Origin of the sequence: Aliivibrio logei (assembly GCF_001691055.1) — a bacterium.
GTDB lineage: Bacteria > Pseudomonadota > Gammaproteobacteria > Enterobacterales > Vibrionaceae > Aliivibrio > Aliivibrio salmonicida.
Map to the genome: position 1 here is coordinate 216282 of NZ_MAJU01000024.1, position 14193 is coordinate 230474.

General features: G+C 41.6%; 12 protein-coding genes. 2 read left to right on the forward strand and 10 right to left on the reverse strand.

The features are described from left to right. Positions 1 to 10 precede the first annotated feature (10 nt). Together A6E04_RS16605 and A6E04_RS16610 are read right to left on the reverse strand one after the other, a co-directional pair. Entirely contained in the window at positions 11 to 952 is a 942-nt protein-coding gene (locus A6E04_RS16605) for a LysR family transcriptional regulator (protein ID WP_012551372.1), read from the reverse strand. Between the two features lie 160 nt (positions 953 to 1112). Continuing rightward, a complete protein-coding gene (locus tag A6E04_RS16610; RefSeq protein ID WP_012551371.1) occupies positions 1113 to 1304 on the reverse strand; it encodes a hypothetical protein in 192 nt (63 codons plus the stop codon). Between the two features lie 191 nt (positions 1305 to 1495). On the opposite strand from A6E04_RS16610, the gene tusA reads away from it, so the two are divergent. Beyond that, a complete protein-coding gene (tusA, locus tag A6E04_RS16615; RefSeq protein ID WP_017020771.1) occupies positions 1496 to 1747 on the forward strand; it encodes a sulfurtransferase TusA in 252 nt (83 codons plus the stop codon). 32 nt (positions 1748 to 1779) lie between these two features. On the opposite strand, the gene A6E04_RS16620 is transcribed toward tusA, so the two are convergent. The 4 genes from A6E04_RS16620 to glyQ all read right to left on the reverse strand — a co-directional run bounded on the left by A6E04_RS16620 (position 1780) and on the right by glyQ (position 6989). Further along, positions 1780 to 2040: a hypothetical protein gene (locus A6E04_RS16620; RefSeq protein WP_012551369.1), complete on the reverse strand. Its 261-nt coding sequence runs from the start codon at positions 2038 to 2040 to the stop codon at positions 1780 to 1782. Between the two features lie 138 nt (positions 2041 to 2178). Continuing rightward, the gene (locus A6E04_RS16625; protein WP_065611930.1) at positions 2179 to 3843 is read right to left on the reverse strand and encodes an alpha-amylase; all 1665 of its coding nucleotides are present in this window, start codon (positions 3841 to 3843) and stop codon (positions 2179 to 2181) included. Between the two features lie 144 nt (positions 3844 to 3987). Further along, the gene (glyS, locus tag A6E04_RS16630; protein ID WP_012551367.1) at positions 3988 to 6054 is read right to left on the reverse strand and encodes a glycine--tRNA ligase subunit beta; all 2067 of its coding nucleotides are present in this window, start codon (positions 6052 to 6054) and stop codon (positions 3988 to 3990) included. Between the two features lie 2 nt (positions 6055 to 6056). After that, positions 6057 to 6989, reverse strand: coding sequence for a glycine--tRNA ligase subunit alpha (gene glyQ / locus A6E04_RS16635; protein ID WP_023604442.1), 933 nt, complete (start codon positions 6987 to 6989; stop codon positions 6057 to 6059). Between the two features lie 218 nt (positions 6990 to 7207). Between glyQ and A6E04_RS16640 the strand changes: the two genes are divergently transcribed. Beyond that, complete coding sequence (locus tag A6E04_RS16640; RefSeq protein ID WP_065611931.1) at positions 7208 to 8455, forward strand: valine--pyruvate transaminase; 1248 nt, start codon at positions 7208 to 7210, stop codon at positions 8453 to 8455. A gap of 223 nt (positions 8456 to 8678) precedes the next feature. Here A6E04_RS16640 and ibpA read toward each other — a convergent pair whose 3' ends face one another. The 4 genes from ibpA to dnaN all read right to left on the reverse strand — a co-directional run bounded on the left by ibpA (position 8679) and on the right by dnaN (position 14163). Then, positions 8679 to 9113, reverse strand: a complete 435-nt coding sequence (gene ibpA / locus A6E04_RS16645; protein WP_065611932.1) for a small heat shock chaperone IbpA — start codon at positions 9111 to 9113, stop codon at positions 8679 to 8681. Positions 9114 to 9534: 421 nt separating this feature from the next. Beyond that, complete coding sequence (gene gyrB, locus A6E04_RS16650) at positions 9535 to 11952, reverse strand: DNA topoisomerase (ATP-hydrolyzing) subunit B (RefSeq protein WP_065611933.1); 2418 nt, start codon at positions 11950 to 11952, stop codon at positions 9535 to 9537. 17 nt (positions 11953 to 11969) lie between these two features. Next, positions 11970 to 13049, reverse strand: coding sequence for a DNA replication/repair protein RecF (gene recF, locus A6E04_RS16655; protein WP_017020778.1), 1080 nt, complete (start codon positions 13047 to 13049; stop codon positions 11970 to 11972). A gap of 13 nt (positions 13050 to 13062) precedes the next feature. After that, the gene (gene dnaN / locus A6E04_RS16660; protein ID WP_017020779.1) at positions 13063 to 14163 is read right to left on the reverse strand and encodes a DNA polymerase III subunit beta; all 1101 of its coding nucleotides are present in this window, start codon (positions 14161 to 14163) and stop codon (positions 13063 to 13065) included. Between the last annotated feature and the right edge of the window lie 30 nt (positions 14164 to 14193).

Sequence of the window (14193 nt, forward strand, 5' to 3'; positions counted from 1 at the left end):
GCAACACCAATCAAACAAAACCAATATCTTCAATGCGTTTTTCAATTAATTTCCCACACTCTTCTTTTACAACTCTACGTAACCAACTTTGCGCGGGCGATGTATCGCAACGAGAATGCCAAATTAATGAATAATCAAACGGTGTAAATTCAAAAGGTAATGGTTTAATCACTAAGTCATAACGTTCAGCAACTAAATAAGCTAAATCGGCTGGAACCGTAATAATTAATGGCATCCGGTCGACAATCGCTAAAGCCGCTTCTAAATGGTAAGCCCTTAATACTTGTTTGCGATCTCGTTGGCCAATCAACGCGGTATCTAACAATGCTTTTACACCATCACTGATCGCAATCATCGCATGTGGATACGATAAATAATCGTCCAATGTCAGTAATGCATGAGACAACGGATGATGCTTTGATAAAAGACATAACACTCCAACCTGCCCTAATACTTCTTGTTTTAATGGAGATACGGACCCGATAGGACGACAAATTGCCATGTCGACTTTCTCTGTACTCAATTGTTTAAACAAGTTTTCATGATTAAGAGACGTAAACTCTAAAGATATATTTGGGGCTTGTTCGTAAATCTTAGGTAATGCATAAGGTAGAATTGTCTGCATTGCATAATCGGTCGTTGCGATCAAAAAGTGTTGATCACAATGCATAGGGGTAAAATCACTGGGCGTAAGCAACTGACGTAACGACTCTAAAGGTTGATTTATTTGCGCACAAATTTCTAATGCTTTTTCTGTTGGAACCAGATGCTGCCCTTGTCGAGTAAATAAAGGATCACCTAGTAAATCACGCAGCCGACCCAGCACCCGACTCATCGCTGATTGACTTAAATTCAGGCGAATCGCCGCTTGGCTAACGCTGTTTTCTTCTAACAGAACTTTTAACGCAACCAATAAATTTAAATCACGACGATAAACTTCTTCTAATTCCATAACCTAACCCATCAATAGAGAACGCCTTTATGGCATTACCGACATTTTAACGGTTTTATAGATAAAAAAAATCCCGCTTTTCACCTACGTCTTATTTAATATCAAGAATACGTGATAATACGGGAAACTGGAGTCGATATATTTCAGTTACATTCTGAGGTTAATGATCTTTATCTTCAATAGCCTCTGATTCACTCCATGTTTTTAGTTCAATCGTTAACGCTATCATAACTGAAGCTAAACTAATTAATGGAAAGAGGCTCATGGTGTTAGGTGTGCTGAAAACCAATGAACAGATAGTGACAAAACACAGCACGCAGTAAATAGTAAGGCGATCTATTTGAGTAAGCATAATGGCGATCCTTCTTTTATTACTTTTCTACAGGAGATGTTATAAACCATAAAAACAACAACTTAACCGTTCCATGTTAATTTATTGTTACTTTAAACCTACTCCATTTTCAGTTCTTTGCCAACGCGTATTGATTATTTTTTTTACAGCAGTATGATCTGGCTCGCCTTTAACTGTAAAGAGATATAAACATGACCATCAATTTTGATAATGCGACACACATACTAGAAGCTGAAGGATTACGCTGTCCTGAACCTGTCATGATGGTTAGGAAAACAATTCGACAGATGGCCGATGGCGATACATTACTGATTAAAGCTGATGACCCATCCACCACCCGAGATATTCCAAGCTTTTGTCGCTTTATGGATCACGAACTCATTGCAGAAGACACTGAAACACTCCCTTTTCGATTTCTGATCCGTAAAGGGCTTTCTGCGTAAAACAAAAAAGGCAGCCACGAGGCTGCCTTTTCTTAATCTGTTCGAGAATTAATGTCTCTTATTTCTCTTTGAAGTATGTCCATCTGATGTTGCAGATCACGCATTTCTGTTTTCATCGGTAATATATAACGAACTCGAACCCAAGCTTCAACGGATAGCCCCAAAGTAACAAGAGCACCTACAACCATAGGTAACCACATCTCGGTTAGCACCATAGCCAATAAATTCAAAGCAAATGCGGTCGAAAATAAGTAACACTGGCTTTGAGGAGAAATAGCTAAAAAACGTGTCATGATATGCTCCTTTCCTTAAGAAACGTCTACCAATACAACAAATCCTAACCGTAGATTACCACCTTATTTACTTAACCAACGTGGCGATTATCACACTCTACTCCGGTATTTTGTGAAACTTTAATGACAGTAAAAAACCTACTTTTTCTCACCGGTATACACCACCATGACACTGTCTGATTCATTCTTTCGAATAAACGCATAGTAAGGCTCACGCTTGATCACTTGATGCTCACCATTCGCAATTGATGAGTGATTATTTCTAAATTCGATGAGCTTTTTCCAATGAGACTGCAACGACCAACGTTGATCTTTTATCTCATTCCAATTCATCTTACTGTATATCCCTCCCATTTTGGCCGTTTCATCCCCATACCAAATAGAAACCGCATTAGGAGAAAGTAGTAACGCCGTTGCTGCATCACGGTAATCCGCGTAATTATCTGCGTTTACACTGCCCACTGAAGAATCAGATAACGATTTACCATCAAACCAAGTCAATCGAGTCATACTTGGTTTTTCAGCTTGGCTTTGAGTTACGTACTCAGCATTAAGCTTAGTGAGGCAGTGCGGTTCATCATTGCTTTTTAAAGACAGCATTTGATCGCTAAAGTAATTCTGTTGCTGTAAATCAATCACACGAAAAGACGCATTTTCTAACGCTTTGTACGCGTTGTCTTTGTTCCACAGAGTAAAAGCGTCTTTCCCTTCTTGCTCGATCTTCTGAGTTAACTCTGGTGTTGAATTAGAAACAACAAAACCATCAATCCCAAACTCTGACACCCATGCACTCATCCATCCAGCTAGGTACTCATTTTTTGTCTTTTCACTGCTTTTTACTTTAGTTGACGGCTTATTCGCAAAAAATGCAGGCAACGTGATCGCGTTTTCATTATTTTCTTCCATCCATGCTTCTGACCACCAATCAGGTATATCACCATTCTTATTTTTAAAAGCATCTAAATAATGTGTTAAGTTTTGACCTTCTTGTGGTTGCCATTCACTCCAATAGCTTGGTAACGCATCCGGATTATTCGGCTGAATTGAAAATTGCTGTAAATCCGATAAGGTTGGTATTGACGGTGCCGTATCCACACTCCACATCACTCGCATACCCAATTGGTGCGCTAGGTCGACAAACGTTCGCATTTCTTGCTCACTCCCCATGTTGGTATCCAGTTGCGTCCAATCGAGAGTCGCACCACCGGCATAAGGGTATTCAGGAGAATTGCCGCTCTTATTGGGTAACCACCCATGCACTTGCTCTAGAGGAGTGGAGATCCATACGACATCAACGCCTAATTCGGCTAAGTAATCGAGTTTTTTTGTTAAGCCAACAATATCTCCGCCCTGAAAGCCCTCCTTTGTGCTTTGGCGTCCATAACTGTGATCATTCCAACTGTTCCCATTAAAGAATCTATCCGTTGCGATGTGGTAGAACGTCGCACCATCCCAAGAGAAGCGCGCTTTTTCTTCTTCTGATTCCAACAGTAATACGCCACCACTGTGGCGACTTGGTGTTAGCGTTATCTCTCCATTAACCACCTGAGCAATATTCCCAGTATAAGCATCGGTGATCACATCACCGTTTGCCCATAAATCAGACACAGAAACAGTCACTGGTTGAATGCCTAATACGGGACAAATAGCGGTGTTATTGTTTGAGCTTGTGGTTGATTCAATTTGATTTGATGAATCAGCTGTTGATATTGAATCAGAACTATCTGTCGAGGTTAATGACGTACTTTGACATCCTACCAATAGCGAAAGGGAGATAAACGTTGCACAAACAGATAATTTCATCGAAATCAGCAGCCTAAATAAAAGAGAAGAGTGCCAATTGTAGTCACTGTTATCGATATAATTAACCTCTAATTTTCGAAAACACGATATTTAGACAAAAAAATACCCCGCCATAGCGAGGTATTTCATCAGATATATGAATTTCTATTTTTGAAGAAGAGAAATATCAGCAATATCTAAGAATAAGTTACGTAGCTTATTCAACAAAGTTAGACGATTCAGCTTAAGCGCCTCATCGTCAGCCATTACCATTACACCATCAAAGAACGCATCGACAGGCTCACGTAGCTCAGCTAAGCGGCTTAATGCTTCTTGATAATTACCAGCAATAAATACTGGCTCTAGTGCTTCTGCTAGGATTTCAACTTTCTCAGCCAATACTTTCTCAGCGTCTTCTTGAAGAAGAGCTAGATCGATTTCTTGAGCCAGTTCGCCATCGAATTTCGCCAGGATATTACCTACGCGCTTATTCGCTGCCGCTAGAGACTCAGCCGCGTCTAATTCACGGAAGTGAGATACCGCTTTCACACGTTGATCAAAATCAGCAGGCTTGGTTGGACGACGAGCAAGTACCGCTTGGATGATGTCTACACTGAAACCTTCATCTTGGTACCATGCACGGAAACGACCTAACATGAAATCAATCACATCAGTGTCTACGTTTGCATTCGTTAATTTATCGCCAAACAAAGATTGTGCTTTAGCAACAAGGTCAACTAAATCTAAGTTGTACCCTTTTTCAACGATGATACGTAAGATACCTAACGCAGCACGACGAAGTGCAAATGGATCAGAGCCCTTAGGAGCTTGACCAATGCCGAAGATACCCACTAGCGTATCTAGCTTATCTGCCATTGCTACTGATGCAGACACATCGGTACTTGGTAAGTCATCACCCGCGAAACGAGGCATGTATTGCTCGTAAAGCGCTAATGCGACTTGTGCATCTTCACCATCGTGAGTTGCATAGTGCATACCCATAACACCTTGAGTATCTGTAAATTCAAATACCATTGAGGTCATTAAGTCACACTTAGCCAGTAGACCTGCACGTTGCGATTTCTCAACGTCCGCACCAATTTGCTCAGCGATGTAGCCAGCAAGTTCAGTAATACGGTCTGTTTTGTCTTTGATTGTACCCAATTGCTTCTGGAATATTGCTTGTTCTAGTTCTGGCAGACGATCGATAAGCGGACGCTTACGGTCTGTATTGAAGAAGAATTCAGCATCAGCAAGACGTGGGCGAACCACTTTCTCATTACCTTCGATAATGTGACGAGGTTCTTTAGATTCGATGTTAGTAACAAAGATGAAGTTAGGAAGTAGGTTCTTCTCTTGGTCGTACACAGGGAAGTACTTTTGATCGCCCTTCATTGTGTAAACCAACGCTTCAGAAGGAACATTCAAGAACTCTTGCTCAAACTTAGCGGTTAATACCACTGGCCATTCAACAAGAGACGTTACTTCTTCAACTAATTCGTCTTCTAGATCCGCAATACCGCCAACCGCTTCTGCTGCTTTTTTAGCACCAGCAAGGATGATGGCTTTACGCGCATCGTAGTCAGCCATTACTTTACCGCGTTCTTCTAAGATCGCAGGGTATTGGTCAGCAGAATCAATCGTAAACTCGCTTTCACCCATGAAACGGTGGCCACGGATAGTACGAGTAGAAGCAACACCTAAGATAGTGCCTTCAATCAGTTCGTCACCCAATAGGATTGTCAGTGTTTTCACTGGACGAATAAATTGAATGTCTGAGTTACCCCAACGCATTGCTTTAGGAATAGGTAAACCAGCCAGGGCTTTTGCTGCTAATTCAACAACAAGTCCTTTAACCGGTTGGCCTTTTACTTCTTCTTTATGAAGTAGCCATTCGCCTTTGTCTGTTTTTAGACGCTCAGCCTGCTCAACCGTAATACCGTTACCACGAGCCCAGCCTTGAGCTGCTTTAGTCGGATTACCGTCAGCATCAAATGCAGAAGCGATTGCAGGACCACGCTTTTCAACGATTTTGTCTGCTTGGCCTTCATCTAATTCAGCGATTTTAAGCGCTAAACGACGAGGCGTTGCATACCACTTAATGCCTTGATGAGCTAAACCAGCTGCTTTAAGGCCGGCTTCAAAATTTGCAGCAAACGCTTCAGCTAATGAACGAAGTGCTTTCGGTGGAAGCTCTTCAGTCCCTAATTCGATTAGAAAATTCTTCGCCATGATTACTTCTCCTCTGTCGCTGTTGGTTTAGTTGAGCGACACATTGGGAAGCCTAGCGCTTCACGTGATGCGTAATAAGCTTCTGCAACCGATTTAGTTAGGTTACGAATACGAAGAATGTAACGCTGACGCTCTGTTACAGAGATCGCTTTACGAGCATCTAGCAAGTTAAATGCATGACCGGCTTTTAGAATGCGCTCGTACGCTGGAAGAGGTAGCGGCTTTTCAAGTTCAAGCAACTCTTTACACTCTTTCTCGCACTGATCGAAGAATCCAAATAGGAAATCAACATCGGCGTGTTCAAAGTTGTACGTCGATTGCTCTACTTCATTTTGGTGGAAAATATCACCGTAAGTAACTACGCCTTGAGGGCCATGGTTCCAAACAAGATCATAAACCGAGTCTACTTCTTGAATGTACATAGCAAGACGTTCGATACCGTAAGTGATTTCACCTGTTACAGGTTTACACTCAAGACCGCCAACTTGTTGGAAGTACGTAAATTGCGTTACTTCCATGCCGTTTAGCCAGATTTCCCAGCCTAAACCCCAAGCACCCAATGTTGGGTTTTCCCAGTTGTCTTCTACGAAACGAATATCATGGACAAGAGGATCGATACCAAGCACTTCTAAAGAACCTAAGTACAGTTCTTGAATATTATCTGGAGAAGGCTTTAACGCTACCTGAAATTGATAGTAGTGCTGCAGACGGTTAGGGTTTTCACCATAACGGCCATCCGTAGGACGACGAGATGGTTGAACATAAGCGGTAGCCATTGGCTCTGGGCCAAGCGCTCGCAGACATGTCATTGGGTGAGATGTACCTGCGCCCACTTCCATATCTAATGGCTGTACAATCGTACAACCCTGTTGTGCCCAATAATCCTGCAGCGCGAGGATCATTCCCTGGAAGGTTTTGATATCGTATTTTTGCATAATTTAATTCGCGCGATCGTTGATAAATATAACCAAGAAGTATACCTCGCAGACCTCTTGGGGAGTAGTGAAAATAGACACTTTGTGTAAATTCACCTCACCTTTGTGGCTGAATATATAAAAACACGACTCATCTTGGTGCTTTATCTCTGTTTGGTGTTGAGGTATGTTGTTAAAACAATCAATACATCCACTCTCTAATTATCACGGTAGTCGTAATGAAGTTTACTCAATTTGGCGAAAAATTTACTCGTTACAGCGGGATCACCCAATTAATGGATGATTTAAATGATGGCTTGCGTACCCCTGGTGCAATCATGCTCGGTGGCGGTAACCCTGCGGGTATTCCTGCCATGCTCGACTACTTTAAAAGTGCCTCACAAAAGATGCTCGATTCAGGTGAGCTGATCGCTGCCATGGCAAATTATGACGGCCCACAAGGTAAGGACAGCTTTGTTAAGGCCCTAGCTAAGCTGCTTAAAGAAACCTATGGTTGGGACATCAGTTCTAAAAACATTAGCCTAACCAATGGTTCTCAAAGTGCGTTCTTTAGCTTATTCAATTTATTAGCGGGAACTTATGCTGATGGCTCTAAAAAGAAAATTTTATTGCCCCTCGCGCCTGAATACATTGGTTATGCCGATTCTGAATTAGAAGTTGATAGCTTTATTTCTTACCGTCCAGAAATTGAATTGCTCGATAATGGTCAGTTCAAATACCACGTTGATTTTAGCCAATTAAAAGTGGATGACACCATAGGCGCTATTTGTATCTCTCGCCCAACAAACCCAACAGGCAACGTGATCACCGACGATGAAGTGATTAAACTGGATAAATTGGCACGCGAGAATAATATTCCCTTAATTCTTGATAATGCTTATGGCACCCCTTTCCCAAATATTATTTTTGAAGAAGTCACGCCGTTTTGGAATGAAAACACCATTCTTTGCATGAGCCTTTCTAAATTAGGTTTACCGGGCTTACGCTGTGGCATTGTGATTGCCAGTGAAAAGATGACAGCAGCCATGACCAACCTAAATGGCATTATCAGTTTAGCGCCGGGAAGTATGGGACCTGCGATAGGTTTACACATGATTGAGTCTGGTGATTTATTACGTTTAAGTGAAGATGTCATTCAGCCTTTCTACCGTCACAAATCTCAAGCTGCGGTTAAGATGCTACAAACGGCGATTACCGATCCTCGTTTCCGCATTCATAAACCTGAAGGCGCGATTTTCTTGTGGCTATGGTTTGATGAGCTGCCAATCACAACCATGGAACTGTACAAACGCTTGAAAGCACGCGGCGTGCTGATCGTCCCGGGCGAGTATTTCTTTATTGGTCAAGACGACAGCTGGGATCACGCTCACCAATGTTTGCGTATGAACTACGTGCAAGATGAAGCAATGATGCAAAAAGGCATCGATATTATTGCGGAAGAAGTGTTGAAGGCGTATTCAGAATAACCAAAATAGACTTAGCCTTGAGTCATTAATATGATGACTCAAATAATGGTTTGTTGCTTTGGAATCAGCAATTCTGTTTGTCATCATCAAATGAACAGCGCTTACAAATGCCATCTATTGATGATGGAAAAGCAATAATCCATAAATTCATAGCTCAGCGAATAGCAGACACAAAAAAGGCGCTATCACAGCGCCTTCATTTCAAATCTTTACCAATCTACGATTAGCTTTCCAGTAAATTATTGCCGTTAATAGCAATCTTACGTGGTTGCATCGCTTCTGGAATTTCACGTTCTAAATCAACATGCAGTAAACCATTTTCCATGGTTGCGCCCACCACTTTCACGTAATCCGCTAATTGGAATTTGCGTTCAAAGTTACGCTCTGCAATCCCTTGATATAGGTAGGTTTTTGTTTCATCCGTTTCAGGACGTTCACCACGCACAATCAGCATATTTTCGTGTTGAGTCAAATCGATTTGTTCTTCAGCAAAACCCGCCACCGCCATGGTTATACGGTAGTTATGTTCTGATTTTTGCTCGATATTGTACGGAGGGTAACCGCCATTTGTTTTTGCCGTGTTATTTTCCATTAGATTGAAAAGACGATCAAAACCAATTGCTGAACGGTACAGTGGAGTGAAATCTACATTACGCATAATACTATCCTTTACTTTAAGCAATAGTGAGGACAACTACCCCAAACTTGGGTCCTTAGTTGACTCTATCAAATTATAAGACTTTCCATTTTGGACAAGTCATTTTCAAAAGACCCTTTCGGCATCCTCTTCATAACTAGATATGCGGCTCAGTGGGTTTACTTTCAAGAGAATAGCCAAAAATATTTTCCATTCCCGTTCAAAACCAACACTAACCAACTGAACGATAAACGAAAATAAAATCCAAATTTCAGACAAAAAAAAGCACCGCCAACAGCAGTGCTTTCTAATAACTCTAAATTCTAAGTTGAGATAAATTGCCGCTGTAATCGCTTAGTTCAAGGAGAAGGCGCGGAGCTTATGAACATAAGTGAGCACCTTCGACGCAGAAGTCAGTGATTACAGCAAATATTTACTCAAATTAAACGTCTAGGTTAGCAACGCGCAATGCATTTTCTTCAATGAAGTTACGACGCGGCTCAACATGATCACCCATTAGCGTCGTAAACAACTCATCCGCACTTACTGCGTCATTAATCGTTACTTGCATCATACGGCGAGAATCAGGATCCATCGTTGTTTCCCAAAGCTGCTCAGGGTTCATCTCACCCAGACCTTTGTAACGCTGTAAGTACACACCACGACGAGAGTCTTTAATTAACCATGCAATGGCTTCATCTAACGTTTCGATCGTTAGTTTACGCTCTCCACGCTGTACGTAAGCGCCTTCTTCAATCAGACCATTCAGTGATTCTGACAATTCAGCAATACGGCCGTACTCTTTCGAGTTAAGTAAATCAGCACTTAGTACGTATTCATGTTGAACACCGTGAGTACGAACAACAAGCTTCGGCTGGTGAATGTTTAACTCTTCGTTAAACTGCAGCGCAGCTGTGTATTGGCTTGCGCCTGTTTCATGCTCATTCAATGCGATAACTAACGCTTCAGTCCATGCTTGAACTGTTGCTTCGTTTTCACACTCATCTTGTGTTAAACGTGATGTATAAACTAAACGATTTAACAATGGCAAAGGGTAACGGCGACTCATACGGTCAAGCAGTTTCATTACACTGTTAAATTTACGAATTAAGTTTTCAAGCTCTTGACCAAAAATTGATTCGTGAGGATTAACAAAAAGCGAAGCATTATCTAACGCTTGCGTTATTTGATATTCAGCCATCGCTTCTTCATCTTTAATGTATTGCTCTTGTTTGCCTTTCTTTACTTTGTAAAGAGGTGGTTGAGCAATGTAGATGTAGCCACGTTCAATCAATTCTGGCATTTGACGATAGAAGAACGTCAATAGCAAAGTACGGATGTGTGAACCATCGACATCGGCATCGGTCATGATGATGATGTTGTGGTAACGCAATTTATCCGGATTGTATTCGTCACGACCAATACCACAACCTAATGCAGTGATTAGCGTACCAACCTCTTGAGAAGAGATCATTTTATCAAAACGTGCTTTTTCTACGTTTAGAATTTTACCTTTAAGCGGAAGGATCGCTTGGTTTTTACGGTTACGTCCCTGCTTGGCTGAACCGCCAGCAGAGTCCCCTTCCACTATGTATAGTTCAGATTGAGCAGGATCTTTTTCCTGACAATCCGCAAGCTTACCAGGAAGACCAGCGATATCTAACGCGCCTTTACGACGAGTCATTTCACGAGCTTTACGAGCCGCTTCACGTGCGCGAGCCGCATCAATGATTTTAGAACAAACCATTTTAGCTTCGCCTGGGTTTTCCGCTAAGAATTCAGCTAATTTTTCATTCATTGCCGATTCAACCGCAGACTTCACTTCTGAAGAAACCAGTTTATCTTTAGTTTGGCTTGAGAACTTAGGATCAGGCACTTTAACAGAAACAACGGCAGTTAGGCCTTCACGAGCATCATCACCTGACGCAGATGATTTTGCTTTCTTAGAAAAGCCTTCTTTGTCCATGAACGAATTCAAAGTACGTGTTAACGCAGAGCGGAAGCCAGATAAGTGAGCACCGCCATCACGTTGTGGGATGTTATTCGTATAACAGAAAATGTTCTCTTGGTAAGAGTCATTCCACTGCATCGCTACTTCTACAACAATACCGTCTTCTTTGCGCTCAGCATCAAAATAAAATATTTTCTGGTGAACTGGTGTTTTGTTACGGTTCAAGTGAGTAACAAACGCTTTGATGCCGCCTTCAAACATGAAGTGATCAGATTTATCTTCTTCACGCATGTCTTGTAGACGGATAGATACGCCAGAGTTTAAGAAAGAAAGCTCACGTAAGCGTTTTGCTAGAATGTCATACACAAATTCAATATTTGCGAACGTTTGGTCACTCGGCCAAAAACGGATTTTAGTACCCGTAGTATCGGTTGTACCAATAACGGCTAGTGGCGCCTGAGGAACACCATGACAATAAATTTGTTGGAAAATTTCGCCTCGACGATTAATCGTCAGCTCCACTTTCTCTGATAATGCGTTTACAACCGAAACACCAACACCGTGAAGGCCACCCGATACTTTGTATGAGTTATCATCAAACTTACCACCTGCGTGAAGTACCGTCATGATAACTTCTGCAGCAGATACGCCTTCTTCTTCGTGAATTTCAGTTGGTATACCACGACCATCATCACTTACAGAAACAGAGTTATCTTCATGAATCGTAACTATGATGTCGCTACAGTGACCAGCAAGAGCTTCATCGATTGAGTTATCGACAACCTCAAACACCATGTGGTGAAGACCAGTACCGTCGTCGGTGTCGCCGATATACATACCCGGACGCTTACGTACCGCATCCAGACCTTTTAGTACTTTAATACTCGATGAATCATAATTTTCTGACATGAGTTACTCTCGCGTTTTTATCCTTGGGCTATTTTGCCATGTTCTATCTCAAACATCTTGCTTTCTTCATCATGCATATCTGCAATCTGTTCAGCAGTAATTGAACTAATAAACACCTGTGCCTTTGTTTGTTTCAAATATTGAGCCAACAATTGGCGGCGGTGGCTATCCAGTTCAGAAGCAAAATCGTCTATTAAATAGATGCACTGTTTTCCTGTTGCTTCAGTTAAATGCTGTCCTTGTGCTAATCGTAACGCACATACCATCAACTTTAGTTGACCTCTAGACAGCACATCTTCAACAGGAGTACCGGCAACTTTAATTCTTAAGTCGGCTTTATTTGGGCCGCCGACGGTATAACCCAGCTGCTTATCTCGCTCAAAGTTTCGTTTAAGCAATTCCGCATAAGGAGTCTCTCTCTCCCAACCACGGTAGTATGACAGCTTTATGTCGTATTCTGGTAAGAATGCCTGACATATTTGTTGAGTTGCTTCAGATATGTGATTGATGTAATCCACTCGCCACTGATCTATCTTCTCAGCAAGGCTGGCAAGTTCCAAATCCCAATAACTCAACTCTCGATAGCTTTGTGCCGTTTTTAATAAGGCATTTCGTTGTTTGGTTAACCGTTTCACTCGGCTCCATGCTTCATAAAAAGCAGGTTCCACGTGAAACACTCCCCAATCAATAAAGGCACGACGGAACTTAGGTCCATCAGTTACCAACTCAAACCCTTCAGGATGAATCAGTTGCAGTGGTAAAACCTTGGCTAATTGTGCCAGTTTTTGACCACTTTCTCCGCCTATTTTTACTTCCGTTGTGCCGTCTCTCTGTTTATTTATGCCAATTGGCAATTCAAACTGCTCTGGCGTAGTAAATCGACCATGAATAAAAAGCTCGTCACAGCTATTTCGAATAATTCGACCTGTTAACGAGCTTTTAAAAGAACGCCCGTGTCCGAGCAAGTATATCGCTTCAAGGACACTGGTTTTCCCACTTCCATTAGGACCGATAACAAAATTAAAGCCGGTAGATAATTGAATATCACACGTTTCAATATTGCGAAAATCATTAATAATTAAACGTGATAACGGCATCTATTTTTGTCTTTTACAGACGAATTGGCATAACAACATATTGTGCTTCATCGTTCGCACAATCTTCCACTAATGCACTCGCATTTGCTGTTGTCATCGAAATTCGTACTCGTTCACATTTCAACGTATTAAGTACATCTAGTACATAGCTAACGTTAAAACCAATTTCAATGTCTTCACCTTGGAAATCGACATCTAAGATTTCTTCTGCTTCTTCTTGCTCTGGGTTGTTCGCTGTAATACGCATTTGGTTGTTTGCCAAATTAACACGAACACCTCGGAATTTTTCATTCGATAAAATAGCAGCACGCGCAAACGCTTGACGCAATTCATCACAATCGGCTTCTAGTGTTTTATTACTGCTTTGCGGCATTACTCGTCGATAATCAGGAAAACGACCATCAACAAGCTTAGAAGTGAAGATAAAGTTATTCACTTCAGCCCGTACATTTGAATTACCAAACTGTAACGTAACACTCTGTTCTGGCGAGTCAAGAAGGCGCACTAGCTCTTGAATACCTTTGCGTGGCATGATCACTTGTTGCTCAGGAAGTTCTGACTCTACTGGCATGTTACATACTGCCATTCGGTGCCCATCTGTCGCAACGGAGCGAAAAATAGTCCCCTGAGTTTCAAACATCATGCCATTAAGGTAATAACGAACATCTTGGTTTGCCATTGAGAATTGCGTACTTTCAATTAGCTTACGAAGTTGTGCTTGAGAAAGCGTAATTTCAACTTCACTTTGCCAGCCTTCTATATTCGGAAAATCTTGAGCTGGTAAGGTTGCTAATGTAAATCGGCTACGTCCAGAACGAACTAAAACACGATCGCCTTCCAAAACAATAGTAATATTTGCACCGTCAGGTAAACCACGACAGATATCTAAGAACTTACGAGAAGGCACCGTAATCGCACCCGCTTCAAAATCCCCTTCTAACAGAATATTACTAATAAGTTCTACTTCAAGATCTGTTGCTGTCATCGACAGTTGACCATTTTCAACTTGAAGCAAAATATTACCTAAAATAGGCAATGATGGACGGCCACCTAAGGCTCCAGATACTTGTTGCAGCGGTTTTAATAAATGGCTGCGTTCAATAGAAAATTTCATAATACTCGTTTATATAAAAGTAGATAAATA